The sequence below is a fragment of the Flavobacterium psychrotrophum genome (genome assembly GCF_003403075.1).
Lineage (GTDB): Bacteria > Bacteroidota > Bacteroidia > Flavobacteriales > Flavobacteriaceae > Flavobacterium > Flavobacterium psychrotrophum.
The window spans coordinates 688,565-711,837 of record NZ_CP031557.1; the positions used below are offsets into that span (position 1 = coordinate 688,565).

26 protein-coding genes are annotated in these 23,273 nt (G+C 42.6%); 11 read left to right on the forward strand and 15 right to left on the reverse strand.

All coding sequences use genetic code 11. The features are described 5' to 3' along the window. The first annotated feature begins 9 nt into the window (after positions 1-9). Both DYH63_RS02905 and DYH63_RS02910 read left to right on the forward strand, forming a co-directional pair. Positions 10-618 (forward strand): thioredoxin family protein, encoded by a 609-nt coding sequence (locus DYH63_RS02905; protein WP_116787370.1) that lies wholly within the window; start codon positions 10-12, stop codon positions 616-618. Positions 619-652: 34 nt separating this feature from the next. Then, complete coding sequence (locus tag DYH63_RS02910) at positions 653-967, forward strand: rhodanese-like domain-containing protein (protein ID WP_116787371.1); 315 nt, start codon at positions 653-655, stop codon at positions 965-967. Positions 968-1,242: 275 nt separating this feature from the next. On the opposite strand, the gene DYH63_RS02915 is transcribed toward DYH63_RS02910, so the two are convergent. The 3 genes from DYH63_RS02915 to DYH63_RS02925 all read right to left on the reverse strand — a co-directional run bounded on the left by DYH63_RS02915 (position 1,243) and on the right by DYH63_RS02925 (position 4,175). After that, complete coding sequence (locus DYH63_RS02915; protein ID WP_116787372.1) at positions 1,243-2,292, reverse strand: NAD(P)-dependent alcohol dehydrogenase; 1,050 nt, start codon at positions 2,290-2,292, stop codon at positions 1,243-1,245. Between the two features lie 153 nt (positions 2,293-2,445). Further along, positions 2,446-3,150, reverse strand: a complete 705-nt coding sequence (locus tag DYH63_RS02920) for a LytR/AlgR family response regulator transcription factor (protein WP_116787373.1) — start codon at positions 3,148-3,150, stop codon at positions 2,446-2,448. Continuing rightward, a complete protein-coding gene (locus tag DYH63_RS02925; protein WP_116787374.1) occupies positions 3,147-4,175 on the reverse strand; it encodes a sensor histidine kinase in 1,029 nt (342 codons plus the stop codon). The genes DYH63_RS02920 and DYH63_RS02925 overlap by 4 nt, the downstream gene beginning before the upstream one ends. A 151-nt stretch (positions 4,176-4,326) precedes the next feature. Between DYH63_RS02925 and DYH63_RS02930 the strand changes: the two genes are divergently transcribed. The 3 genes from DYH63_RS02930 to DYH63_RS02940 are packed head-to-tail and all read left to right on the forward strand — an operon-like array spanning position 4,327 to position 10,039. Continuing rightward, positions 4,327-5,706, forward strand: coding sequence for a TolC family protein (locus DYH63_RS02930; protein WP_116787375.1), 1,380 nt, complete (start codon positions 4,327-4,329; stop codon positions 5,704-5,706). A gap of 12 nt (positions 5,707-5,718) precedes the next feature. After that, positions 5,719-8,952, forward strand: coding sequence for an efflux RND transporter permease subunit (locus tag DYH63_RS02935; RefSeq protein ID WP_116787376.1), 3,234 nt, complete (start codon positions 5,719-5,721; stop codon positions 8,950-8,952). Position 8,953: 1 nt separating this feature from the next. Next, on the forward strand, positions 8,954-10,039 hold the full coding sequence (locus DYH63_RS02940) for an efflux RND transporter periplasmic adaptor subunit (protein WP_116787377.1): 1,086 nt from the start codon (positions 8,954-8,956) through the stop codon (positions 10,037-10,039). A gap of 261 nt (positions 10,040-10,300) precedes the next feature. Here DYH63_RS02940 and DYH63_RS02945 read toward each other — a convergent pair whose 3' ends face one another. The 5 genes from DYH63_RS02945 to DYH63_RS02965 form a co-directional block, all read right to left on the reverse strand. Continuing rightward, positions 10,301-10,687 (reverse strand): hypothetical protein, encoded by a 387-nt coding sequence (locus tag DYH63_RS02945; protein ID WP_116787378.1) that lies wholly within the window; start codon positions 10,685-10,687, stop codon positions 10,301-10,303. Position 10,688: 1 nt separating this feature from the next. Next, complete coding sequence (locus DYH63_RS02950) at positions 10,689-12,959, reverse strand: cation:proton antiporter (protein ID WP_116787379.1); 2,271 nt, start codon at positions 12,957-12,959, stop codon at positions 10,689-10,691. Positions 12,960-13,097: 138 nt separating this feature from the next. Continuing rightward, positions 13,098-13,829, reverse strand: coding sequence for a LytR/AlgR family response regulator transcription factor (locus DYH63_RS02955; RefSeq protein WP_116787380.1), 732 nt, complete (start codon positions 13,827-13,829; stop codon positions 13,098-13,100). Continuing rightward, positions 13,798-14,547: a histidine kinase gene (locus DYH63_RS02960; RefSeq protein WP_116787381.1), complete on the reverse strand. Its 750-nt coding sequence runs from the start codon at positions 14,545-14,547 to the stop codon at positions 13,798-13,800. The genes DYH63_RS02955 and DYH63_RS02960 overlap by 32 nt, the downstream gene beginning before the upstream one ends. 3 nt (positions 14,548-14,550) lie before the next feature. Beyond that, positions 14,551-14,937 carry a rhodanese-like domain-containing protein gene (locus tag DYH63_RS02965; protein ID WP_116787382.1) on the reverse strand — a complete coding sequence of 129 codons (387 nt, stop codon included), beginning with the start codon at positions 14,935-14,937 and terminating at the stop codon, positions 14,551-14,553. Between the two features lie 164 nt (positions 14,938-15,101). Between DYH63_RS02965 and DYH63_RS02970 the strand changes: the two genes are divergently transcribed. Then, positions 15,102-15,533 (forward strand): response regulator, encoded by a 432-nt coding sequence (locus DYH63_RS02970; RefSeq protein ID WP_116787383.1) that lies wholly within the window; start codon positions 15,102-15,104, stop codon positions 15,531-15,533. 27 nt (positions 15,534-15,560) lie between these two features. Here the strand turns inward: DYH63_RS02970 and DYH63_RS02975 are convergent, their stop codons facing one another. The 5 genes from DYH63_RS02975 to DYH63_RS02995 all read right to left on the reverse strand — a co-directional run bounded on the left by DYH63_RS02975 (position 15,561) and on the right by DYH63_RS02995 (position 19,093). Further along, a complete protein-coding gene (locus DYH63_RS02975; protein ID WP_116787384.1) occupies positions 15,561-16,352 on the reverse strand; it encodes an alpha/beta hydrolase in 792 nt (263 codons plus the stop codon). Between the two features lie 30 nt (positions 16,353-16,382). Beyond that, the gene (locus tag DYH63_RS02980) at positions 16,383-16,664 is read right to left on the reverse strand and encodes a GNAT family N-acetyltransferase (RefSeq protein WP_116787385.1); all 282 of its coding nucleotides are present in this window, start codon (positions 16,662-16,664) and stop codon (positions 16,383-16,385) included. Between the two features lie 3 nt (positions 16,665-16,667). After that, on the reverse strand, positions 16,668-17,564 hold the full coding sequence (locus DYH63_RS02985; RefSeq protein WP_116787386.1) for a pirin family protein: 897 nt from the start codon (positions 17,562-17,564) through the stop codon (positions 16,668-16,670). A 195-nt stretch (positions 17,565-17,759) separates the two neighbouring features. Then, positions 17,760-18,695 carry a ring-cleaving dioxygenase gene (locus DYH63_RS02990; protein WP_116787387.1) on the reverse strand — a complete coding sequence of 312 codons (936 nt, stop codon included), beginning with the start codon at positions 18,693-18,695 and terminating at the stop codon, positions 17,760-17,762. Between the two features lie 86 nt (positions 18,696-18,781). Then, positions 18,782-19,093, reverse strand: a complete 312-nt coding sequence (locus tag DYH63_RS02995) for a hypothetical protein (RefSeq protein ID WP_116787388.1) — start codon at positions 19,091-19,093, stop codon at positions 18,782-18,784. A gap of 120 nt (positions 19,094-19,213) precedes the next feature. Between DYH63_RS02995 and DYH63_RS03000 the strand changes: the two genes are divergently transcribed. The 5 genes from DYH63_RS03000 to DYH63_RS03020 all read left to right on the forward strand — a co-directional run bounded on the left by DYH63_RS03000 (position 19,214) and on the right by DYH63_RS03020 (position 21,802). Continuing rightward, positions 19,214-19,783: a Crp/Fnr family transcriptional regulator gene (locus DYH63_RS03000; protein ID WP_116787389.1), complete on the forward strand. Its 570-nt coding sequence runs from the start codon at positions 19,214-19,216 to the stop codon at positions 19,781-19,783. Between the two features lie 222 nt (positions 19,784-20,005). Next, complete coding sequence (locus DYH63_RS03005) at positions 20,006-20,746, forward strand: SDR family oxidoreductase (protein ID WP_116787390.1); 741 nt, start codon at positions 20,006-20,008, stop codon at positions 20,744-20,746. A gap of 138 nt (positions 20,747-20,884) precedes the next feature. Beyond that, positions 20,885-21,115 carry a hypothetical protein gene (locus DYH63_RS03010; protein ID WP_116787391.1) on the forward strand — a complete coding sequence of 77 codons (231 nt, stop codon included), beginning with the start codon at positions 20,885-20,887 and terminating at the stop codon, positions 21,113-21,115. Between the two features lie 92 nt (positions 21,116-21,207). Then, on the forward strand, positions 21,208-21,405 hold the full coding sequence (locus DYH63_RS03015) for a hypothetical protein (protein WP_116787392.1): 198 nt from the start codon (positions 21,208-21,210) through the stop codon (positions 21,403-21,405). 136 nt (positions 21,406-21,541) lie between these two features. Then, positions 21,542-21,802 carry a hypothetical protein gene (locus DYH63_RS03020; RefSeq protein WP_116787393.1) on the forward strand — a complete coding sequence of 87 codons (261 nt, stop codon included), beginning with the start codon at positions 21,542-21,544 and terminating at the stop codon, positions 21,800-21,802. Between the two features lie 72 nt (positions 21,803-21,874). Here DYH63_RS03020 and DYH63_RS03025 read toward each other — a convergent pair whose 3' ends face one another. Further along, positions 21,875-22,555 (reverse strand): carboxypeptidase-like regulatory domain-containing protein, encoded by a 681-nt coding sequence (locus DYH63_RS03025; protein WP_116787394.1) that lies wholly within the window; start codon positions 22,553-22,555, stop codon positions 21,875-21,877. After that, complete coding sequence (locus tag DYH63_RS03030) at positions 22,552-23,229, reverse strand: carboxypeptidase-like regulatory domain-containing protein (protein WP_116787395.1); 678 nt, start codon at positions 23,227-23,229, stop codon at positions 22,552-22,554. Before DYH63_RS03030 ends, DYH63_RS03025 begins: the two co-directional genes overlap by 4 nt. Positions 23,230-23,273 lie beyond the last annotated feature (44 nt).

Sequence of the window (23,273 nt, forward strand, 5' to 3'; positions counted from 1 at the left end):
TCAATACTTATGAAAGCAATTAAATTTTTAGCATTATTCCTTGCTATGGGTGCCCTTACGGCCTTTACAGCAGATACTCCTGTGGCAGGTTATAAAGTGGGCGATACCGCTGCCGATTTCAGCCTTAAAAATGTAGATGGTAAACAAGTAAGCCTTAAAGACTTTAAGTCGGCTAAAGGGTTTATTGTGGTGTTTACCTGCAACCATTGCCCGTATGCGCAGGCTTATGAAGACCGAATCATTGCGCTCGACAAAAAATACAAGAGCCTGGGATATCCTGTTGTAGCTATTCAGCCAAACGACCCGGTTAAGAGTAAAGACGATAGTTTTGATAAAATGCAGGCCCGTGCCAAAGAAAAAAAATACGGTTTCCCGTACCTTATAGACGAAGGGCAGAAGGTATTCCCGCAATTCGGCGCTACAAAAACACCACACGTTTACATACTTGAAAAAACGGCTAAAGGCAATGTGGTTAAATACATTGGCGCTATCGATGATAACTACGAAGATGCCACTGCTGTAAAACAAAAGTATGTGGAGGGTGCAGTAGATGCTTTGCTAAAAGGTAAAGAAGTTTCGGTTAAAGAAACCAAGGCTATTGGATGTACAATAAAATGATAATATCTTTACGGCACAAACGAAACTTTTTAAAATGAACATAGCACAAGACCAATGGTGGGAAGGCGCTCAGCAAGATACAGACGCTGTTATACTGGACGTTCGCACACCGGCAGAATGGAATGAGGGTATTATTCCCGGAGCCATTAATATAGATATTTACCAGGGCGATGCCTTTATGGATGCGCTTGAAGAGCTTGACAAAAGCAAGGCCTATTATGTGTACTGCCGATCTGGCGCACGTAGTGGCAATGCCTGTAATGTTATGAGCCAGCTGGGCTTTGAAAAAGCCTACAACCTTAGCGGTGGCATCATGGGCTGGAATGGCCCTGTGGTAGCGCCGGAGTAAAGTTGTCGGTTGTCGGTTGTCGGTTGATGGTTGATGGTTGTCGGGAGCTTCACTCAATCGTGTCATTGCGATGAAGAAAAGACCGTGGCAATCTCATAATTCTGGCACATTGCTTTAAAAAACAAAACCCCGAAACGAATTATCGCTTCGGGGTTTTTCTATGGATATTGTTGCTAAAAATCCGTTTAAATCTGCGATTCCGAAGCACCCGCGTCACCCGCGTTCCATTCGTAGTCAGTCGAAGCTTCCAACAACTGACAACCGAAAACCAGCAACTAATTCTTCATCGAAGCCATATCTATCACAAAGCGGTATTTCACATCGCTTTTCAGCATACGGTCATACGCTTCGTTAATGTAGCTCATGTCAATTACTTCAACGTCAGACGTAATGTTGTGCTCTGCGCAGTAATCCAGCATTTCCTGGGTTTCTTTAATACCGCCAATAAGGCTTCCCATAATGCTGCGGCGTTTGCCAATAAGGCTGAATGCAGGTGTTGTAGATGGAGTTTCGGGCACACCAAGCACCACCATAGTACCGTTTTTACGCAATAGGTTAAGGTATGTAGCATACTCATGCTGTGCCGATATGGTATTGATAATAAAATCAAAACTATTTTGCAGGCCGGCCATTATAGCAGGGTCAGTGGTAAGTGCAAAGTTATGCGCACCCAGTTGGCGTGCATCAGCTTCTTTACTTGGGCTGGTGCTTAGCATCGTAACTTCAGCGCCAAAAGAGGCTGCAAATTTCACGGCCATGTGGCCAAGTCCGCCCAGTCCTAATACAGCAACTTTATGGCCTTTACCCACATTTAGGTGACGTAGGGGAGAGTAGGTAGTAATACCCGCGCAAAGCAGTGGTGCAACGCCCTCTAGTGGTAACTTGTCAGATACGTGCAGGGCATACTTTTCATCTACGCTAATGCTGGTAGAATAACCACCATAAGTAGGAATTGTAGTGCCACGCTCATAGCTGTTGTAGGTACCGGTCATGCCTTCTTCGCAGTATTGCTCTTCGCCCTCAATGCAGCTCTGGCAGTGGCGGCAAGAGTCTACAAAGCAGCCCACACCGGCAAGTTCGCCCACTTTAAAAGCAGTAACATCGCTACCCACAGCAATAATACGGCCCACAATTTCGTGGCCGGGAACCACAGGGTATTTTGCCGGCCCCCACTCGCTGCGCGCTGTGTGAATGTCGCTGTGGCATACACCACTATATAAAATATCGATTTGTATCTGGTGAGCCGTAAGTTCATTACGCTCAAATTCAAACGGTTTTAGCGGGTTTGTTGCATCATACGCCGCATAAGCATTTACTTTAATCATCGTTTATTGTTTTGGGTTATTTGTTTATTTTGTTCAGTGTTCAGTATTTCAATTATATCTCTAAAGTTTAGGTACTCATTTAAAATCTATAATTTAAAATAGAGTAGGCATCTATTATCTCTCATCTATAATCTTCCCTCTTATTTTAAACAATCACTTAAGCCTTTCGCCAAGCTCCCTGCGGTAAGTTATGCCTATGGGTACTTCGGTACGGCGTATTACCACATGGTCTTTATGTACTTCGTCAACCTTATCTAAAGCCACAATATACGACTTATGCGCCCTCATGAATTTAGACGATGGCAGCAGCTTTTCAAGGTCGTTTGTGGTAATGGTTGCCATATAATAGCGCTTTGGCGTAAAAATCTTTACATAATTACCAAAGCTCTGGGCATATAAAATCTGGTCGAGTTCTATGTTCAGGTTGTCGCTGTCTACCTTTACCGTAATGTGGCCGGTAACCTCCTGTTGTTTTTGATCAGGTTTTTCGCTCGCAAGCTCCAAATATCGGGTAATTGATTTTAAGAACCTCGGGTAAAAAATGGGCTTCAGCAGGTAATCCATCACACCGTAATCATAACTTTCCAGTGCAAACTCGCTGTAGGCTGTGGTAAGCACCGTGCGCGGGCGAACCTTTAGTTTTTTTAGCAGATCCATTCCGGTGATTTCCGGCATATTAATATCCAGGAACATTAAATCAGGTGTATGGTTTTCAAGATACTCTAAGGCGTCACGCCCATTATAGGCCTGAAAAACCAACTCCAGTGCAGGATTTTGTTTTATGTAACTGGCAAGTACATAATGTGCAGCGGGCTCATCGTCCACAATAATACATTGTATGATGGCGCTGTTACTCATAATCTTTTTAACTGTAATTGTAAATGTACTTCAAAAATACCGTTCTCCTTAATATCCAGCTTGTAGTTGCTGCCATATTGCAGGTTTAAACGTTCGGTAGTATTGCGTATGCCTATTTTGGTAGAGATAACTTCGCTTTTATTTTCGGGTACCGAGTTTTTTACCAGCAGGTCAAGCTTGCCTTCTTTAACAGAGATAATAATATCTACAAAGCACTTTTCTATGGTACAGGTACCGTGTTTAAAGGCGTTCTCTATAAAACAGATAAGCAGCATGGGCGGAATTTTATAGGCCCCTTCATCATCAATGTCGCTGGTAAAGCTAATGTTACAGCGGTAGCCTACACGCTCTTTTTCAAGTTCTACATAGCTGCTTAAAAAGTTAACCTCATCTTCCAGGGGTACACATTGCCGTTCATTACTTTCCAGCTGGTAGCGCATAAGTTGCGATACGTGCATTATCAGCTCTGGTGTGCGCTGCGGAAATTGCAGGCTTATACCATATAATGTATTAAAAGTATTAAATAAAAAGTGAGGGTTAAGCTGCTCCTTAAGCGAGTTAAGCTGTGCCTGGTTATAGAGCAGTTTTTCGCTGTCGAGCTTTTTACGGTCCCTGTAAAATTTAAAAATAATGAGTACAGATAGTATGCAGATAAGTGTTGCTACAAGCGTTGCCGCCTGAAAAAGGTAGCTTTGCTGCTCGCTTGATTTGTAAAGGAAACAGTTTTTATAGATCCAGGCGTTTGTAACCTTATACATGACTATGGAAAATACAAACACTAAAGCGCCCGATGCCAGCGCATAAATAACAGGTTTATGTTTTTTTAGCAATATGGGCAGCAGCAGCCAGCGGTTAAGCTGGGCATGGCTGTATAATAAAAGAAAGTAGAAAAAGCCACTCCATACACCCTTCCACGACTTTATTAATATCCAGTCGTTAAGGGTAAAGAGGATAAAGCTGAATACAAGTATCAGCAGCTCCTGCCACCATTTGTTTTCTATGATATTTTTAAAGGTACGCTTCATTTACAGTTTTAAAACTTTACAAAGAAACTATATATTGTTATAACTGTAATAATTTCTCTGACGAATTAAATACGTCATTTTAAACAGTTGTTTAAATATTTGCTGCCTTACATTTGTGCCCACATTAATATCTTACTATAAAACCCATCACATGCACAAAAAATCAACAATGCTGCTGATGTTGCTGTTTGTCCTTCAGGGCTATAGCCAAAATCTCTCACTCAGGGATGCTATAGATACCGGTATGGCAAACTACGGCCTTGTAAAAGCCAAAGGCAAATATGCCGAGGCTGCGCAGGAAACCGTTAAACAAACGCGGCGTGACTATCTGCCTAACCTAAACCTTTCTGCACAGCAGGACTACGGTACCGTAAACGGCCAGAACGGCCCGCTTTATGGTTTTGGAGGTCTTGGTGTAGCCTCTTCAGGATTGCCGCTTGCCGAACAAAACTGGAATGCCGCCTTTGGTGCCCTGTACCTTGCTAACGTTAACTGGGACTTCTTTACCTTCGGGCGGATGAAGCAGCGCATTACCCTGGCTAAAGCCGATGCCGAGCGCCAGCAAAAAGACTTTGAGCAGGAGCAGTTTCAGCAAAAAGTTCGTATAGCGGGTGCTTACCTTAACCTGCTTGCCAGTCAGCGACTTGTAATTTCACAAAAGAAAAACCTTGACCGTACAACGGTAGTGTTAAACAATGCTGCGGTTCGTGTTAAAAATGGCCTGTTGCCCGGGGTAGACTCTACACTGGCATCTGCCGAAGTATCAAGGGCTAAGATAGCACTTAACCAGCTTAAAGAGCAGGTAAAGATGCAAAATGCCGAGCTAATACGACTTATGGGGGTAGAACCCAAAGATTTTGCGGCCGATACCACACTCGTAGCACGCATACCTAAAGCGGCGATTACTGCTGAGGTTAACGACAGCCTTAACCCAATACGCCTTTTTTACCAGAGCAGGGTTAACTACAGTAACCAGCAGGAAAAGCTTTTCCGTCGCGAGTACTGGCCTACGTTCAGCCTGTTTGGTGTGTTCCAGACAAGGGGATCGGGTTTTAACTCTAATTATGCTACAGACCAGACATCGTTTACCCAAAACTATGGCGATGGCATAAGCCCTACGCGCCAAAACTACCTTATGGGTGTAGGCGTTACCTGGAACCTTACCACCATAGCACGTTCGTCTAAAAAAGTAAGTGCGCAGAAGTTAATATCTGAAGGACTAAAAGAAGAATATAAAGCAATTGATACGCAATTAAAAGCACAGCTTGATGCTGCCAATGCCCGCATGGGCTTTGCACTCGAAAATTATCGCGAGGCACCACGCCAGGTTAGCGCTGCACAGCAGGCTTACCTGCAACGCACTACGCTTTACAAGAACGGGCTTACCAATCTTGTAGATGTTACCCAGGCGCTATACACGCTAAACCGTGCAGAGACAGACCGCGATGTTATTTATACCAATGTGTGGCAGGCCCTGCTGATGAAGGCTGCTGCGGTAGGCGACTTTAACCTGTTTATCAACGAATTTTAATCACCACTCAACATGAATTTAATACGTTTTGCGCTTCGCAAACCTATATCGATACTGGTGCTAGTTGCCGGGCTCTTTTTCTTCGGAATCGGGGCTATAAGGGACATTAAGGTAGACATCCTGCCAAAGATGAACCTGCCGGTTATTTACCTGGCCCACCCCTTTAGCGGTTATACGCCAGACCAGATGGAGTCGTATTTCGCAAAGAACTACGTAAACATCATGCTTTTTGCCAATGGTGTAAAAAGCATAGAAACTAAAAACATACAGGGTCTTACCCTGATGAAGATAAGCTACTACGAAGATACGAACATGGCACAGGCCGCCGCAGAAATGAGCGCCCTGAGCAACAGGATACAGGCTGCCTTCCCACCGGGGTCGCAACCGCCGTTTATTATCCGTTTTGATGCTTCGTCACTTCCGGTAGGGCAGTTGGTACTGAGCAGTAAAACGCGCAGTAATAACGAGCTTCAGGATTTGGCTAACGTATATGTGCGTGCCTCGTTTACTAATATTCCCGGTTTGCTTTCGCCACCACCTTTTGGAGGTAGCCCCCGCACGATCGAAATAAACGTAGACCCTGCAAGGCTAAACAGCTTTAACCTTACACCAGACCAGGTGGTAGAAGCCATAAGGCTTAATAACCAGACGGCTCCATCGGGTAACGTAAGGGTAGGAGACAAGAACTACCTGACACCTACAAACAACACCATACATGAAATTAAGGACTTTGAGAAGATCCCTATTTTTAAGGGTGGTGTGCAAAACCTTTATCTTAGCGACGTAGCTACGGTTAAAGACGGAGCTGACGTTACTAATGGTTATGCCCTTGTAAACGGTAAACGATCTGTATATGTAAGTATTGCAAAAGCAGGTGATGCCTCTACTTGGGATGTGGTTAAAAACCTTAAGGCTAACCTGCCTAAAATACAAAGCACCCTGCCGCCGGACGTTTCTATTTCGTATGAATTTGACCAGTCGGTATATGTAATCAACTCGGTTAAGAGCCTTATTACTGAAGGGGTTATTGGGGCGGTTCTTACCGGGCTTATGGTAATACTTTTTCTTGGAGATAAAAGGGCTGCGTTTATTGTTATCCTTACCATACCTATCTCTGTAATATCGGGTGTATTATTCCTTAAATTATTTGGGCAAACCATCAACCTGATGTCGCTTTCCGGCCTTGCGCTTGCTATCGGTATCCTTGTCGACGAAAGTACGGTTACGATAGAAAACATTCACCAGCACCTCGACATGGGTAAACCCAAAGCACTCGCTATTTGGGATGCGTGTAAGGAAATAGCACTGCCTAAATTGCTTATCCTTTTATGTATCCTTGCTGTATTTGCGCCGGCCTTTACCATGGTAGGCATACCGGGGGCACTGTTCCTGCCGCTTGCTATGGCCATTGGTTTCTCTATGATTGTGTCGTTCCTGCTTTCGCAGACGTTTGTACCGGTTATGGCAAACTGGGTAATGAAATCGCACCATGACGATAAGCAACATGGCGAACTTACCACTCCGGCAGAAGAAGTATATGTACATAGGGATGCTTTTGCTGACCGCGAAGATTATAACAACGACGGTAAGATGAGCCGTTTCGAAAAGTTTAGGGTTGGCTTTATGAAGCTTATCGACAGGCTGCTGCCAAAGCGTAAGTTTATTGGTATTGCTTATCTTTTAGTTATTACCGGGCTTGCGGTACTTTTCCTTAATGTAATAGGGCAGGATGTATTCCCGAGGATAAACAGCAGCCAGTTCCAGCTCCGCATCCGTGCGCCGTTTGGTACCCGTATGGAACGTACCGAAGAAAAAACGCTGAAGGTTCTTAAAGAAATAGAAAATACTGTAGGTAAAGAACACATAGGTATATCATCGGTTTATGTAGGTATGCACCCGTCATTGTATTCGGTTTCGCCTATCTACTTATTTATGTCAGGCCCTCATGAAGCGGTGTTCCAGATCGCGCTTAAAGACTACCACCATGACATGGACGACTTTAAAGATGAGCTCCGCAAGCGCATTGCCAAAATAGAGCCGGACCTTAAGGTGTCTTTTGAGCCGATAGAGCTTACCGATAAGGTATTGAGCCAGGGTTCGCCTACGCCAATAGAGATACGTTTTGCAGGCAAGAACAAAAAGATAAATGAGCAATATGCCAATAAGGTAATTGCACAGCTTAATAAAATCGATTACTACCGTGATGTGCAGATAGCACAGCCCATACACTACCCGGCACTCAATATTGAAATAGACAGGGTACGCGCCGCGCAGCTTGGGGTAGACATGAGCGATATTTCGCGCTCGCTTATAGCCAGTACATCATCATCGCGTTATACCGATAAAAATACCTGGATAGACGAGAAGGCAGGCCTGTCTTATAACGTGCAGGTACAGGTACCGCTGGATAAGATGCAAACCGAGCAGGATATTGCTAATATCCCGTTATTGCGCAACTCGGTACGTCCAGTATTGGGCGATGTTGCCACTATTACCCACGTAGATACACGTGGCGAAAACGACAACCTGGGTGCTATGCCATATATATCGGTAACGGCAAACGTAAACCATACCGACCTTGGTACAGCGAGTAAAGACGTGAATAAGATAATTGCCGGATTGGGCGAACTGCCACGTGGCCTTTTTGTAGAGCCTATAGGCCTTAGTAAAGTACTTAGTGAAACTATGAAAAGCCTTGAAACCGGACTGTTAATAGCAGTTGTTGTTATCTTCCTTATGCTAGCGGCTAACTTCCAGTCGTTCCGGGTGTCGCTGGTTATCCTTACGGCTGTTCCGGCGGTGGTACTGGGCTCGCTGCTGTTGCTGCTTGCCACAGGTTCTACGCTAAACTTACAATCGTATATGGGTATCATCATGTCCGTCGGGGTATCTATTGCTAACGCCGTACTGCTTGTTACCAATGCCGAACACCTCCGTAAGGAGAATGGGGGAGACGCACTCAAGGCAGCACGTGAGGCAGCTTCTACGCGACTTCGCCCCATCATTATGACCTCTGTAGCCATGATTGCCGGTATGCTGCCTATGGCTATTGGCCACGGCGAAAGCGGCGAGCAGGTATCGCCACTGGGCCGTGCCGTAATTGGCGGATTATTGTTCTCTACCATTACCGTACTGGTTATTTTGCCTGTTATCTTTGCATGGGCACAGGGCAAGGCAACCATACAGTCGCCATCATTAGATCCTGAAGATGAAGAAAGCAAACATTATGTACCCTCACACCAATAATATGAAAAAGATCACCCTACTATCATCAGCAGCCTTATCCCTGCTGTTACTATACAGCTGCGGCGAAGAAAAGAAAGAAGCGCCTGCAGCACCCGAAACTAAAACAGAAACGTTTGACCTGCAAAAGCAAAAAATGTCGAGCGAGATACGCCTTCCGGCAGAATTGCAGGGCTTTAAGCAAACAGATATTTATGCTAAAGTAAGCAGCTTTGTAAAAGAACTTAAGGTAGACATAGGCAGCCAGGTAAAAGCCGGTCAGTTGCTTATTGTGCTTGAGGCACCCGAGATAAGCTCGCAGCTTGCAGCTGCCGAAAGCCGCCTGCACAGTGCCGAGGCTGTTTATATGGCTACAAACGCTACTTACAACCGAATACTGGAAACCAGTAAGGTAGAAGGTACAATTTCTAAGAACGACCTTGACATAGCGCTTTCGCGCAAAAGCAGCGATTATGCACAGCTACAGGCTGCTAAAGCTGCACACCGCGAAATACAGGTTATGCAAAGCTACCTGCAAATACACGCTCCGTTTGATGGGGTTATATCTGCCCGTAACGTAAATACCGGTGCTTATGTAGGCCCTGCAGGAGCAGGCAGCACCCTGCCGTTATTTACCATACAGGACCAGCAAAAGCTTAGGCTTGCCGTATCGGTACCTGAGCTATATACTGCTTACCTGGGCGATGCTGAGGAAATATCTTTTAAAGTGACGCCGTTACCTAATGATAAGTTTACCGCTAAGATTGCCCGCCGCAGTGGTGCGCTGGATACCCGCCTGCGTAGCGAAAGGGTAGAGATGGATGTGGTTAATACGAACAAGAAACTGCTTCCGGGTATGGTGGCTGAGGTTATACTGCCGCTAAATGCTAAAGACAGTACGTATGTAGTGCCTAAAACAGCCGTGGTAAGCAGTGCCGAACGTATTTATGTAGTAACCGTGCAGGACAATAAATTTAAGCGTACCGGTATTGTTAAAGGCCGTGAGTATGGCGATAATATAGAAATATACAGCGATAGCCTTAAAGTGAACCAAAAACTTGTAAAGGCTGCTAACGAAGAAATGCGAAACGGCGACCCCGCCAATAACTAAGGTATTACTATCCATCATAGTAATTTTTGTTTGGTTTTGAAGCCCTGTTCTTTTTAAAGAGCGGGGCTTCTTTTTTTTAATATTGAAGATTTAAAATTGAAGATATAAGATTTGGAAATTGGGATTTGAAGATTGAAATTTGAGATTTGGAAATTGGGATTTGGAAATTGGGATTTGGTACTTCAAAAAAAAAGGGCCACCATTTACGGCAGCCCCTGACTAAACTCAGAAAGTAAGATAATTATAGTGGTTATTGGATGTCTATATAAACTTGTAGCCTACACCAAACGTCCAGATGGCCTTATCATTGGCATTAAAGCCGTAGTATGGCGTTATGAACATCCAGTTGGTATATTCTATAATGGGCGATACCGCCAGCTTGGGAGTGGCCTTACTGTCTACAATAATAAGTGACGGAAAAGCACCTACACCTACTTTAAACTTTTTAGTAAACTTGTATTTAAGGCTTGGCCCACCCACATTGATGCCTAATGTTTCGGTGCCATAAGATACGGCTATCATACCGTCAAAACCGGCTTCAAACTTTTTCTCGGTAACAGGTAGCGTGGCAGTTGTAGCGGTTACTTCCTGTGCGGTTACATTGCCATACAGCATCAAAGCTGAGGCTAAAAATAAAATGCTCTTCATATTACTTTTTAAGGATAAGCAATGATGGCGTATTGTTTAACCACGGGCTGCGCGATTCCAACAGCTTTTTCCAGCTTTCTACGCTTATTATCATCAAATCCTGGCTTTGCAGGAATTCTTTCTCCAGTTTTTTCTGGCTCAGCAGTTGTATGTGGTTAGGTACTACCTGCTCTACACTGCGTATACTTTCTTTAATATGCGGGTTGTTTTTTACAAATCCGTCAGCATCCAGTATGGTTACCTGGCTGCCTACGTTTGCTATAAGCTTATGCGCATATTCTATAAGAAAAGCATCTTCCTCATCAAATATAGAAACGAATATCTTATCAGTACCCTTAAATTCCTTATCTACCAGTATGCCCACAGGTGTATGGGTCTTGGTAAGTATCTGCTGTGTCTTTTCGTCGAAAGGCGAATTTTCAAACAACTTTTCTTTACCGGTAAAAGTGTTCAGCAGGCTTTCAGGGTTAATGATGCGGGTTGTAAAACCAAGTATCTTACCCAGTAATGTACCCTCAAATATCGACTGGCCTATATCAATAAGCACAAGGTCAAATTCACCTTTATTGGCAACCGTAGGGATATCGCTGTCTACATCGCTGGTGGCTTTAAACAACGTCGTAACCTTTTGCCCTAATACTTCGGCTTCTGCAAGCACCGGTTTAAAGCTTTCTTTTTCGTATTCCTGAAGGTTAAAGGTGTGTATCTCGCTACTTGGTGATACGTGCATAGCGGTAACCATAGCATTGCCGTTCATTTTTGCTACAAAAGCATTTGCAAGGCGCAACAAGGTTTTACCACCATCGGGACTGTCAAAAGAAACAAGTACTTTATAACGGCTTGCCTGGCGTATCTCGGCCGGAATATAGTTTTTCTTGCGGTTAAATATAAACCCAATCAGGTCGAGCGCAGGGCCGGTCATAAATGTAGTGGCTAGTGCCATAATAACCATCATAGAAAATACCTCAGTAGAGAGTACTCCCAGCTCAAGGCCTATGTTAAGTACTATAAGTTCCATAAGGCCACGGGTATTCATCAGGGCACCTATGGTAAGGCTGTCGCGCCAGTTTTGGCCTACAAATTTTGCGGTAATGGCGCTGCCAATAAACTTTCCGGTAACGGCTACAACAATAATAAGTCCGCAAACCTGCCACATATATGGGTCATTCAGCAAACCTATTTGTGTTTTTAACCCGGTAAACACAAAGAATAAAGGCAGTAGCATAACCTGTGCTACATCTTCTACCTTCTCTATAAAAATACTGCGGAAACGCATGTTTTCTGGCATGATGGCACCTGCCATGAAAGCCCCGAATAGTGCGTGTATTCCAATGATTTCTGTTGTGTAAGCAGAAATTAAAAGTGTAAGGAAAAATATGGCTACTACGGGTTTTGTAATGTTCTCTTTATTAGAATACAAGTCGCCAATGCGCTTAAGGAAAGGGCGCACAACCCCAAGCATAAGGCCTACATATAGTATTGATAATCCTATGATATACAATGAACTAACAAACGATCCTGCTTTTACAATGGCAATAACGGCAGCAAGGATACACCATGCGGTAATATCATCTGCGGCGGCGCAGGTAATAACCATAGCACCTATGCGGGTGCGGTGAAGGCCACGCTCCTGAACGATGCGTGCCAGTACAGGAAAGGCCGTAATACTCATGGCAATACCCATAAACAACCCGAATGAGCTAAAGGCAACATCGGCCGGGGCAAACTGGTCGTATATGAAATATGCTAAACCAAGCCCCATGGTAAATGGTATGATAATACTGGCGTGGCTAATAATTACAGCATCTTTAGCCTTGTTTTTTAATACGCTAAGGTCAAGCTCCATACCCACTACATACATAAAGAGTATAAGGCCTACCTGGCTAAAATATTTAAGGTTAGGTAATGATGCTGCCGGGAAAAGCATACCCGAATACTCAGGGAAATAAGTACCTACTAATGATGGCCCTAATACAATACCGGCTATCATTTCGCCTACTACTGATGGTTGCCCAATTTTGCGGCATATCCAACCAAAAAGGCGGGCTACAAATAAAATGGTAATAATCTGCACGAGCAGTAATGCCAATGGGTCGCCCAAATTGTGGTACATTGAATTGATAAAATCCTGCCACTGGCCACGGCCCATGCCTGCTCCTTTTATGGTGCGTCCTGCTTCGAGGGTCTTTCCGTTTTTAAGCGCCATGTAAATAAGCGCCGAAAAAAGGGCGATGACAACCACGTAAAAAATACTGTTTCTAAATTTTTTCATTGTAACTTCTTCTTTAAAAGCAGCACAATATTAGAACGATTTTTAATTGTGGTCTAACCGGGTAAAGGCTTTTGCGCCAAAGTAGGGTAAAATTGTAATGAAATGTGAAAACGCTGTAGTTTATGGCTTTTTAAGCCCTCAAACTTTTACTTTTTTAATAAAATCATTGCGGTAAATCTCGCTTAGCGGAAACGTATAGTGGCTGCCGTCGGGTAAAAGCCTGTCGGCTGTAACAATATCATGGGCATAAAACTGCACGTGTTTTATGGCAATGATTGCTTTTTTGTTGATACGGCAAAAGTCGTTTACCGGCAGCATTTCCATCAGCTTATCAAAAGAGCAGTTCTTTGCCGTAATCTTAGTATTGTCGTTTAGCTTTAGTATTTTGTCTCGGCTGTCTACTTTGCTGGTTACTATGCAAAATATTTTATCTGTACCTATCAGCGCCTTTCCTTTATCGGTATTAAGCTGAATTTGTTTTGGCGTGGCAGGCTCTGCGGGTGCACTTACAGCCATAAGTGCGGCAACTTTGTGCACAGCATGTTGCAGTCTTTCTGCTTTTACGGGTTTTACTACATAGTCTACAGCATCGCGGTCAAAGGCATCAACGGCAAAATTTTTATAGGCTGTGGTAAATATAATGGCTTTGCCCTTAAGCACATCAGCAACCTGCAGGCCATTCATGCCCGGCATTTCTATATCTGTAATAAGCAGGTCATACTCCAGGTTAGGGGCTTCGGCTAAAAGGGTAAGGGGGCTGTTAAATGCCTTTACAACTTCAAGTTCGGGCATTTGCTCGCAAAGCATTTTAAGCAGGGTAAGCCCCGGCAGCTCATCATCAAGCAGTAAACATTTTATTTTTGTGTTCAAGCAGGTTTATTTTTAGTTGTGCTACATATACATCTTCTTCGGTATAGCGATCGAGTTTAAAACAGTTGTTATACAGTATCTTAAGGCGTTGTTCCAGGGTAGAAGATCCCAGGCCGCTGTGTTCTTTTAAGAAAGCCGACTTAGGTGATATCTTATTGTGTACTGTTATAGAGAAGATGTTGTCTTTAAATTCTATAATGATTGATATAAACGCATCGGGGCTTTGCAGGTCTGCGTGCTTAAATGCGTTTTCTATCAGGTCGATGCTTATAAGTGGTGCCAGTATCTTTTGGTCATACAGCGCATCTGTTTCATCAATTTTCTTTTTGACGGAGATAGAGAATAACGGGCTCAGTTTTATTTTATTGATCTCTATAAGGTTCAGCGCAAACTCTATTTCCTCCCGGGGGCTTACAAAGCGGTTCTGGCTTTCATATAAAATATAGTCCAGCACATTACCCAGTTTATCCATCGCAAAATAGGTTTGGTAAGCATGGCTTTGTATACTGTTTAGTATGTTCTTAAAAAGGTGTGGGTTAAGCCTCGATTCAAGCGTTTGCAGTTGTAATGTATTGGTCTTGTTTTCGAGCTCTAAAAAACGTTCTTCCAGTTCTTTCTTAATTTTTTCGGCTTTTGTAAAACGGTAGATCAGCCATGCAACAATAATTAGCAGCAGGCATATGATGCAGGCAAATATAATGTTTAACGGAGTATTCAACGGTTATTGCTTTACGGGTTTACCGGCTTCTTTCCAGGCATCCATGCCGCCTTCCAGCTCTACAATATGTTTAAAGCCTTTGCTTTCTAGTGTTTCTACAGCTTCGGCACTACGGCCGCCTGCCTTGCAGTATATATATACGGTTTCATCTTTATCCAGACTGTCCAGACGGGTTATAAAGTCGTTATCATATATATGCAGGTTTTTAGCACCGTTAAGGTGCCCTTCGCTATATTCTTTTGGGGTACGCACGTCTATAAGCTGCCCGGCATCGGCAGTCATTTCTTTTTCAAACGCTGCAGGAAGAACCTGTTCAGTACCTCTTTTTTGCTCTTTTTTGCAGGCAAAAAGCGCAGTGGCTATTACCAGCGCAGTAAACAATTTTTTCATACACTAAATTTAATGCAAGGTAACAATTTTAGTGTAACGACAAATACCGCACAGGTTGTTGCAAAACATAAAATTGTAAGTATTTTGTAATATGTAGTAACGCCTGTGTTTTTAGAAATACATTAATTTGTACCTTAATAAATTTAACCAAACGAAGCGCGACCATGAAAATGCACAAGGATATTCTTGTAATAGAAGATGATGAAGATGACAGGGATATACTGAAGGAGATATTCAGGGATCTTGGATATAAGAATAAGGTTGTCTTTTTTTCTGACAGTACAGAGGCCCTTGCATATTTCCGCCGTCCGGAAATAGAACCTTTTATTATTATATCTGATATTAATATGCCCAAGCTGGGCGGTTTTGACCTAAGAAATATTATACTGGAGGAAGAGCTGCTGAGTGATAAAGATATACCCTACATATTTATCTCAAACGCGCAGGATGATTATTCTTTAAAACGTGCTAATAAACTATCAATACAAGGTTATATACACAAGGGTACTGACTATAATAAGTATAAAGAGAAGATAAAGAATCTTGTTGATTACTGGCGGGAGAACATTAATACATTCTCAAGTAAAAAAGTATAAAAAAACAGCCGCATTCAGCGGCTGTTTTTAGTTATGTCTCAGGATGTCGAGCCAGGATATAATATAATCTGCTTCATCATGCCAGGAGGGCAGCCCCAGTACAAAGTGGTTTTTGCCGTTAAACTCCTTATAGTCTGTTACAGAGTGGTCTTTGTTGTATTTAGCGTAATTTTCGTAGTTGAGCGAATTTGGCGTTATATGATCTGTAGTGCCTGTAATAAACAACAGGGGAGGGTGTATTTTATCAAAATCTACCTTTGCAGCATCACTCAGCCCATCGCGCAGCACACGTTTAGACTCCGGTATGCAGTAGGTTTCATAGCTAATTACCTGGTCTTCGTTTGTCATGCCGTTTGTAAAACTGTATTTCCACTCGTTAAGGCTCATAAGATGTGTTTTACTTGTTGAGCTTAGAATACCAAGAGGTTTCCATACTGATTTAAGGAATGACCACTCAAAAGAGAATACACCTTTTGGCGGAACGCTGTGTATGGCAATACCTGCGGCAACAAGATCGCGGTTTACCAGTATTTGTGCTATAAGCCCGCCTAATGAATGCCCTATGACTATAGGCTTTTCCGGCAGGGCTGCAATAATTTTTATATAATGGTCAGTCAGTTCCTTAAGGGTTAATTTTGCTAAAGCAGTATCATTTGGCTGCCTGTTCCTGAGCTCCTGTACAGGCGCATCTTTATGAGGCCATGGCGGTGCAGTAGTAGTATATCCTTTGCTTTCAAAATAGGTTTTCCATGCATCCCAAACATTATGGGATACAAAGGCACCTGTTATGAATACAATTGTTTTTGGTATTTTAATCATTTCTATTTATCTGGGGGGTAGTATATATCGTTACGCCGTTGCGAGTACGTCGTGCAATTCGGGTTTGCGGTCAAACATTTTTTTTGCAAACGGGCATTGTGGTATTATTTTCAGGTTTTTTTCGCGTGCAAATGCCACAGCCCTGTCCAGAAGTTTGGTGCCGACTCCTTTGAATTCCGGATTGCCTATGGTGTGCTCTATAGTAAAAGTGCCTTCATCATCCCAGATGTAGGACATGATACCTGCTTCTACTTTTCCTTCAACAGCCTTAAAAGTACCTTTAACGCCGTTATCTATCTGTATAATTTCCATACATTATTTTTTGGTTGTAAAATTCGGGTTGGGTTCCGGTAGTGGTACAAAACCGGTTTCGCCCGGTATCTTAGGAAACTCCTGTGCTGTCCATCGCTCTTTAGCCTCTTCAATAAGCTGCGGGTCGCTCGATACAAAATTCCAGTAAATATGACGTGGCTCTTCAAAAGGCTCGCCGCCAAAAATATAAACGGTAGTATTTGCATCCATGGTAAACTCGCACAGCGAACTGTCTTTAGCCACAAGTAGCTGTTTAGGCCCAAAGGTATGCCCTTCGCCCTCTATACTGCCTTCGAGTATATAGAGCCCACTTTCGCCATACAGGCCACTACCCAGCGTTACTTTTTGTCTTGAGGTGCTTTTTACTTCAATAAAATATAGCGGACTGAATACCGGCACGGGCGATTTTTTGCCGAATGCCTCGCCTGCTATCAATTTTAGGGTAATGCCATCCTGTTCCCATTGCGGTAGTTCATCTTCGGTAACGTGGGCAAACTGGGGTTCCATCTGCTCAAGGTGTTTGGGCAATGCCACCCATATTTGCAGGCCATGCAGGTATTTGTCTGTGGTCCTTAGCCTTTCAGGCGTACGTTCAGAATGCACAATGCCTTTGCCCGATGTCATCCAGTTTACCTGTCCGGGAGTAATTTCCAGGGCGGTACCCAAACTGTCGCGGTGCATAATGGCACCTTCAAAAAGATAGGTAAGTGTAGAAAGGCCAATATGCGGGTGCGGACCCACATCAAGATTTTCGTGGTCGCTAAGCGCGGCAGGCCCCATATGGTCTATAAATGCGAACGGACCCACCGTGCGCTTTTCGCGAAAGGGCAACAGCCTGCCTACAAAAAAGTTTCCAATGTTTGCAGGGCGTTCCTCTATTATCAGGTTAATGTTAGACATTTTTCAATATGCTATTTTGAGTGTTAATTTACAAATAATCCTTAAATTATTTAGATGTTATATGTTAAATCCTCAAATGCAGATAAACAATTGTAAATTGATCGTTGAATTACGCGGCAGAAAAACGTAGTTATTAGCTTGTTAAATAAAATTAAAGGACAAAAAATACCCGCCAATTAAGCGGGTATCCTTTATTTAGTTAAGCGGTGCAAGATGCGCCTCAATTTCTTCCCTTCTCGATTCGTATTGGGCAGGTAACTTAAGTCCCTTGCCTAAATCTTCAAGCTTTTCATCTACGGTAAAGCCCGGATTATCAGTAGCGATTTCGAATAATACGCCTCCCGGTTCCCTGAAGTACAGGCTGTGGAAATAATTGCGGTCTATTTGCGGCGTAATTTGTAAGCCACTGGCCGCTACTTTTTCACGGAAGTGCATCAGTATCTCGTCATTTTTAACCCTGAAAGCTACATGGTGTACAGTGCCGTTTGCAACATGGCCGCGTTTTTCATCTTTCAATTCTACAAGGTCTACAATGGCTGCGGCATTTACGGTATCTGTTGTGTAGCGGTAACGGTTAGATTCCTGTCCGGCAAGTTTATAGCCAAAGATATCTGTAAGTACGCCTGCTGTGCCTGTAATATCATTTAGCGTAATGGTAACGTTATGAAAGCCCCTTGTGGCAATATCTGCCTTAACCTCGTCAGTCTCCCACGGTTTACGGTCGTCTGTTTCTACCTCATAAAGCTCCAGTTTCAACCCATCCGGATCAAGGAAGGTAAGGTAGCGTTGGCCAAACTTTTCGGCAGGTTTATTATAGATAACATTATATTTCTCAAAACGTGCTACCCATTTTTCAAGACTGCCTTTTGGTACAGAGTACCCTATTTCTGTAGCCATGCCACTGCCACGCCTGCCCTGTGGAATCGCATCGCCCCACGGAAAGAATGTAAGTATGGTACCTGCGCTGCCTATCTCATCGCCAAAGTAAAAATGGTAGGTGCCCGGATCGTCAAAATTCACTGTTTTTTTGATGAAGCGAAGGCCTAATATGTTGCTGTAAAAATTAAAATTGCGTTTTGCATCGCCTGCTATTGCAGTAATGTGGTGGATGCCTAAAATTGTATTTTCCATGATGATGTTATTTTTGTTATTTGATAGTGTAAAGGTATAACCTGTTTGTTTTTAAAACATTGAACTAAGACAAGAAGTGAAAATTGCTAAGTGTTGCTATTTAGTGCCATATATATTTCACTCTTTAGCAGGCCGCTACCGCCGCCATAATGTTGTACTATTTTAGCTGCAGGATTATATTCTGCAAAAAAACTGCGGAGTTCTGATTCTTCCTCTTTACTAATGCCATTACCCAGTAGCACAATGGTAATATTGTGTGCTTTAAAAAGTGCCTGAGCCTCATGATCAAGTGTGGTGCATAGCCCGTGCCATTCATCGTTATTGTTGAGCAGCCGGTTAACCGTTTCAGTAATTTCAGGATGCCTGCCTATATAAAGTATGTTTATCTTGCCTGTCATGATATTCCGGTTTATTGTTATGCAAAATTGCGCAATCTAAAATGCCTGCGCATTGAACTGGGATAAGAAAACAAAGTGCATACTATTTTTTAATACACGCCAAGATGCTATATTTACACTATGGTTGATGACTTTATAACATACCTGCAAAACAAGTTTACCTTAACCGATGAGGAAATTGTAATAATAAAAGGTGTATGCCGGCTTAAAAAACTGCGCAAACGCCAGTATTTATTACAGGAAGGCGATATGTGGCGTTATAATGCCTTTGTAACGTCTGGCCTTTTGCGTACCTATAGGGTAGATGATAGAGGACAGGAACACATTATACAGTTTTCATCTGAAAACTGGTGGACCGGCGACCGCTACAGTTATGTATATGATGCACCGGCGCGCAGTAACATTGAAGCACTTGAAGATACCGAAGTAGTTATTATATCCAAAGGAGATTTTGAAATGCTGTACCGTGCTGTGCCAAATTTTAGCGATTTTATGCATGTATTGGTAGAGCGGAGTTTTATAGCATCTCAGGAACGTATACATGCCGGTATAAGCCTTAGTGCCGAAGAAAAATATCATGATTTTATAAAAACCTATCCTTCACTCGTTAGCCGTGTGCCCCAGCACATGATTGCTTCTTTCCTGGGGTTAAAACCAGAAACCCTGAGCCGTATACGCGCTAAGAAATAATTGTTGAGAGCCTTAATATGCGCCGGTATTAGTTCTCAGGCCAGCTTAAAATAGGGTAATAAAACAACCTAATTATCTGTTAATCCGGTTTCATTGATAAATGTCAAGAGTTTTTTCTGCGTTTTATCAATGGATTAAGGTCTGTACCTGTTGCAACTTTGTAACATCAAAACCAAGAGATGGTTTTGCAAAAAAACAAGTTCAATTTTAATAGATTTTATCATGAATACTTTAGAAAACAAAATTGCATTAGTAACAGGAGGCAGCCGCGGTATAGGTGCTGCAATTGTAAAACGTTTAGCAACTGAAGGTGCCGATGTGGCTTTTACCTATGTATCTGCAAAGGCAGAGGCCGATGCGCTGGTTAAGGAAATAGAAAACACAGGGCGCAGGGCACTGGCCATACAGGCAAATGCTGCTGATGCCGTAGCCGTAGCCGCATCTGTAGAAGCTGCTGCTGCGCACTTTGGCAAGATAGATATACTGGTTAACAACGCAGGTATAGGCATAATGGGGCAGTTGGATACTTTTTCTGTAGAAGATTTTGACAAAACCTTTAATATTAATGTTCGTGCCACATTTGTAGCTATTAAAGAGGCTGTTAAGCACATGGCAACCGGAAGCCGTATTATAAACATAGGCAGTACAAACGCTACTCGTATGCCATTTGAGGGCGGTGGTGTATATGCAGCCAGTAAGGCAGCAATACAAGGGCTTACCATGGGCTTATCCCGCGATTTGGGGCCACTGGGCATTACCATTAATAACATTCAGCCCGGTCCGGTAAATACAGACATGAATCCTCAGAATGGGCCGTTTTCTGACTTCCTGAAATCGCAGATGGATCTTGACCGCTATGCGCAACCTGAAGAAATTGCTGCCTTTACCGCTTACCTGGCCGGGCCTGACGCAGGCTACATTACAGGTGCAAGCCTTAATATTGATGGTGGCTTTAAAGGGTGATACTCTTACCGGTGTTTGATTATTTTAAAAAAGACGGCAATTGTACTGCCGTCTTTTTTATGTTTTTTTTAAGTGCGATTTGGCAAAACTATAATACCGGGCTATGTGTTTGACGTGTAACTTTATATAAAAATTGTTATGAAAAAGATTTTTACATATGGCCTCTTATCATTATTTGCAATGCTTACTGGCTGCGGTAGCGGCCAATCGTCAGCGGGGGAGGAGGAGCCAATAAGTACAAGAGCCCCACAAAACATACGCACGAGCAGCGACATGAATATTTCGCCCTCTAACATGACAACCAGCGAACCGGCTATAAAGCCCAGCGACACTTCTAAAACAATGAAGCCCGCAGTTATCGAAGAATAGCGGTTTATTTATGTTTTTTTTAAGATAATTACCTTACTAAATATATCGATATACTGCTATCTTTGAGAAAAGTAAAGCAAAATCAACATAGTATGAAGAAAATTGTATTAGCATTAGTAATGGTTGCAGGCATCGGGATGGTGTCTTGCAAGAGCAACAAAACAGAAGAAGGTACAGAGACTACCGCAGATACTGCCACAGTAGTAACTGATACTGTAATTACAACGCCAGCCGGTACCACTACTGTTACCGACACGACAACGGTAATAACCGACAGTATTCCGAAATAGTAGAAAAATAAAGATATGTATACTGACAGCTGCCATTTGGCAGCTGTTTTTTTATAATACATTTAATAAAATGCTAAGAAAATTTAAAGATTTTACAGGCTAACTTTGAAATACCAACGAATAATAAGAGAGAATTATGAAACTAAATAGAAAATATATAAGAACAGCCTTTTTCAGTGCTTTGGTTTTTGGGGCACTAAGTTTTAGCTCTTGTAAGAACAAAACTGATGAAGGCGATGATGCAGGAACAGACGATATGGTAACTGACACCATTCCTCCTGAAGGGATGTCATCTGTACCCGGAGGCGACACTATAGTAAAAGATAACGACACCGTTGTAAAAATGGGGCCGAAAAACGACTTAAAAGAAAATCCTGTTGGGGAACAGGTTCCTTAGTAGAAATAAGGAGATTATTTAAATTTGGGTAGTTAAGAAAGCAGTCCGCAGATGCGGATTGCTTTTTTTATTTTAGCGGAAAATACGGGTTATTCTAAACCAGGTGCGCTTAAAGAAAGATACTCTTCTTACTGCCCCTACCATTTCTACGTATTCTGAGGTATCTGTTAATTGCAGCGTAAAATCATAACGATTAGATTTTCCAACAATGAAATTCTGGTTTTTAAAACCTGGGAATTGCATCTGTAAGCTATCATTTTCACAACATCTCATTATAAAATTACCATCTACATCAGTGACTACTTTTCTGCCCGTGGTTAAGTTATTTATGTTTGCACCACCTACTTTAATACCTGTCTCATCCATTACATTACCATAAATAACCTTTAAGGACTCACTAATTGTATCGGACTCGACATTGATAGCAGAAGGGACAGTTTCAGTCTGAGGCTCCTGTGCTTTAACTGCTTCGCTTCTAAGTGTGAAAAAACTTACCACGGCAGCGCTCGCAGCTATCCACATGGTATTCTTTTCTTTAGGGATAATAAGGTCACGGTCAAGTTGACTTTCTTTAAACCTGCCGCAGGCAGCCCCGTTTTTTAAGGCTGTAGCAATTTCCCTGTCAGTACTATTGGTAAAATCAAATACCTGCTTTTGGCACGACGCGCAAAACCTACCCTTATCTGTTGGGGTCATATCTGCCCATTTTTCATAGCAGGGCGTTGGGATTGATATTTTTAGTTTACGGCTCATCTGAATATATTTCCTATACGGTGAAAAATACGCCCGAAGAAAGACCTTTGGATGGTACCATATACATCATATTCTATATTTTCTGAAGTTTCTGACTCAAGTTGCAGATTTTGATTACTTGATTTCGCTATAAAGCTATATGTTTTATACCCTTGGTGCTTAATTTCAATAACATCATTTTTAGCATATTTGATTGTAAAATTACCATTAAAATCGCATTTCACGTTTTCCATTGTCCTTGTGTTTGTAACATAAGCCATATGTATAGGGTAATCCATATCATCTGTAACAATGCCTTTCATATTTTCTAAACCATCTTCGATTATATCGATTAATTTGTTTGATTTTTCCGGATTAATTTCTGTAACAGGCGCCTGTGCTTTAACTACTTCGCTTCCAAGTGTAAAAAAACTTACCACGGCAGCACTGGCGGCTATCCACATGGTATTCTTTTCTTTAGGGATAATAAGGTCACGGTCAAGTTGACTTTCTTTAAACCTGCCGCAGGCAGCCCCGTTTTTTAGGGCTATAGAAATTTCCCTGTCAGTGCTATTGGTAAAATCAAATACCTGCTTTTGGCACGACGCGCAGAACCTGCCTTTATCTGTTGGGGTCATATCTGCCCATTTTTCATGGCAGGGCGTAGGGATTGATATTTGTATACGGTTACTCATGCTAAAATCCTTTTATGTAAGGATAACGTTTCAGGGTAAGAGGT

What these genes read in the sequence shown, in the direction of transcription:
- DYH63_RS02920 (WP_116787373.1), bottom strand. Translation starts at nt 3,150, where the DNA reads ATGAGTAACAGCGCCATCATACAATGTATTATTGTGGACGATGAGCCC.
- DYH63_RS02965 (WP_116787382.1), bottom strand. Translation starts at nt 14,937, where the DNA reads ATGAAAAAATTGTTTACTGCGCTGGTAATAGCCACTGCGCTTTTTGCC.
- DYH63_RS02945 (WP_116787378.1), bottom strand. Translation starts at nt 10,687, where the DNA reads ATGAAGAGCATTTTATTTTTAGCCTCAGCTTTGATGCTGTATGGCAAT.
- DYH63_RS03005 (WP_116787390.1), top strand. Translation starts at nt 20,006, where the DNA reads ATGAATACTTTAGAAAACAAAATTGCATTAGTAACAGGAGGCAGCCGC.
- DYH63_RS03025 (WP_116787394.1), bottom strand. Translation starts at nt 22,555, where the DNA reads ATGAGCCGTAAACTAAAAATATCAATCCCAACGCCCTGCTATGAAAAA.
- DYH63_RS03015 (WP_116787392.1), top strand. Translation starts at nt 21,208, where the DNA reads ATGAAGAAAATTGTATTAGCATTAGTAATGGTTGCAGGCATCGGGATG.
- DYH63_RS03010 (WP_116787391.1), top strand. Translation starts at nt 20,885, where the DNA reads ATGAAAAAGATTTTTACATATGGCCTCTTATCATTATTTGCAATGCTT.
- DYH63_RS02930 (WP_116787375.1), top strand. Translation starts at nt 4,327, where the DNA reads ATGCACAAAAAATCAACAATGCTGCTGATGTTGCTGTTTGTCCTTCAG.
- DYH63_RS02915 (WP_116787372.1), bottom strand. Translation starts at nt 2,292, where the DNA reads ATGATTAAAGTAAATGCTTATGCGGCGTATGATGCAACAAACCCGCTA.
- DYH63_RS02985 (WP_116787386.1), bottom strand. Translation starts at nt 17,564, where the DNA reads ATGTCTAACATTAACCTGATAATAGAGGAACGCCCTGCAAACATTGGA.
- DYH63_RS02905 (WP_116787370.1), top strand. Translation starts at nt 10, where the DNA reads ATGAAAGCAATTAAATTTTTAGCATTATTCCTTGCTATGGGTGCCCTT.
- DYH63_RS02980 (WP_116787385.1), bottom strand. Translation starts at nt 16,664, where the DNA reads ATGGAAATTATACAGATAGATAACGGCGTTAAAGGTACTTTTAAGGCT.
- DYH63_RS02910 (WP_116787371.1), top strand. Translation starts at nt 653, where the DNA reads ATGAACATAGCACAAGACCAATGGTGGGAAGGCGCTCAGCAAGATACA.
- DYH63_RS02925 (WP_116787374.1), bottom strand. Translation starts at nt 4,175, where the DNA reads ATGAAGCGTACCTTTAAAAATATCATAGAAAACAAATGGTGGCAGGAG.
- DYH63_RS02950 (WP_116787379.1), bottom strand. Translation starts at nt 12,959, where the DNA reads ATGAAAAAATTTAGAAACAGTATTTTTTACGTGGTTGTCATCGCCCTT.
- DYH63_RS03000 (WP_116787389.1), top strand. Translation starts at nt 19,214, where the DNA reads ATGGTTGATGACTTTATAACATACCTGCAAAACAAGTTTACCTTAACC.
- DYH63_RS02970 (WP_116787383.1), top strand. Translation starts at nt 15,102, where the DNA reads ATGAAAATGCACAAGGATATTCTTGTAATAGAAGATGATGAAGATGAC.
- DYH63_RS02940 (WP_116787377.1), top strand. Translation starts at nt 8,954, where the DNA reads ATGAAAAAGATCACCCTACTATCATCAGCAGCCTTATCCCTGCTGTTA.
- DYH63_RS02935 (WP_116787376.1), top strand. Translation starts at nt 5,719, where the DNA reads ATGAATTTAATACGTTTTGCGCTTCGCAAACCTATATCGATACTGGTG.
- DYH63_RS02975 (WP_116787384.1), bottom strand. Translation starts at nt 16,352, where the DNA reads ATGATTAAAATACCAAAAACAATTGTATTCATAACAGGTGCCTTTGTA.
- DYH63_RS03030 (WP_116787395.1), bottom strand. Translation starts at nt 23,229, where the DNA reads ATGAGTAACCGTATACAAATATCAATCCCTACGCCCTGCCATGAAAAA.
- DYH63_RS03020 (WP_116787393.1), top strand. Translation starts at nt 21,542, where the DNA reads ATGAAACTAAATAGAAAATATATAAGAACAGCCTTTTTCAGTGCTTTG.
- DYH63_RS02995 (WP_116787388.1), bottom strand. Translation starts at nt 19,093, where the DNA reads ATGACAGGCAAGATAAACATACTTTATATAGGCAGGCATCCTGAAATT.
- DYH63_RS02990 (WP_116787387.1), bottom strand. Translation starts at nt 18,695, where the DNA reads ATGGAAAATACAATTTTAGGCATCCACCACATTACTGCAATAGCAGGC.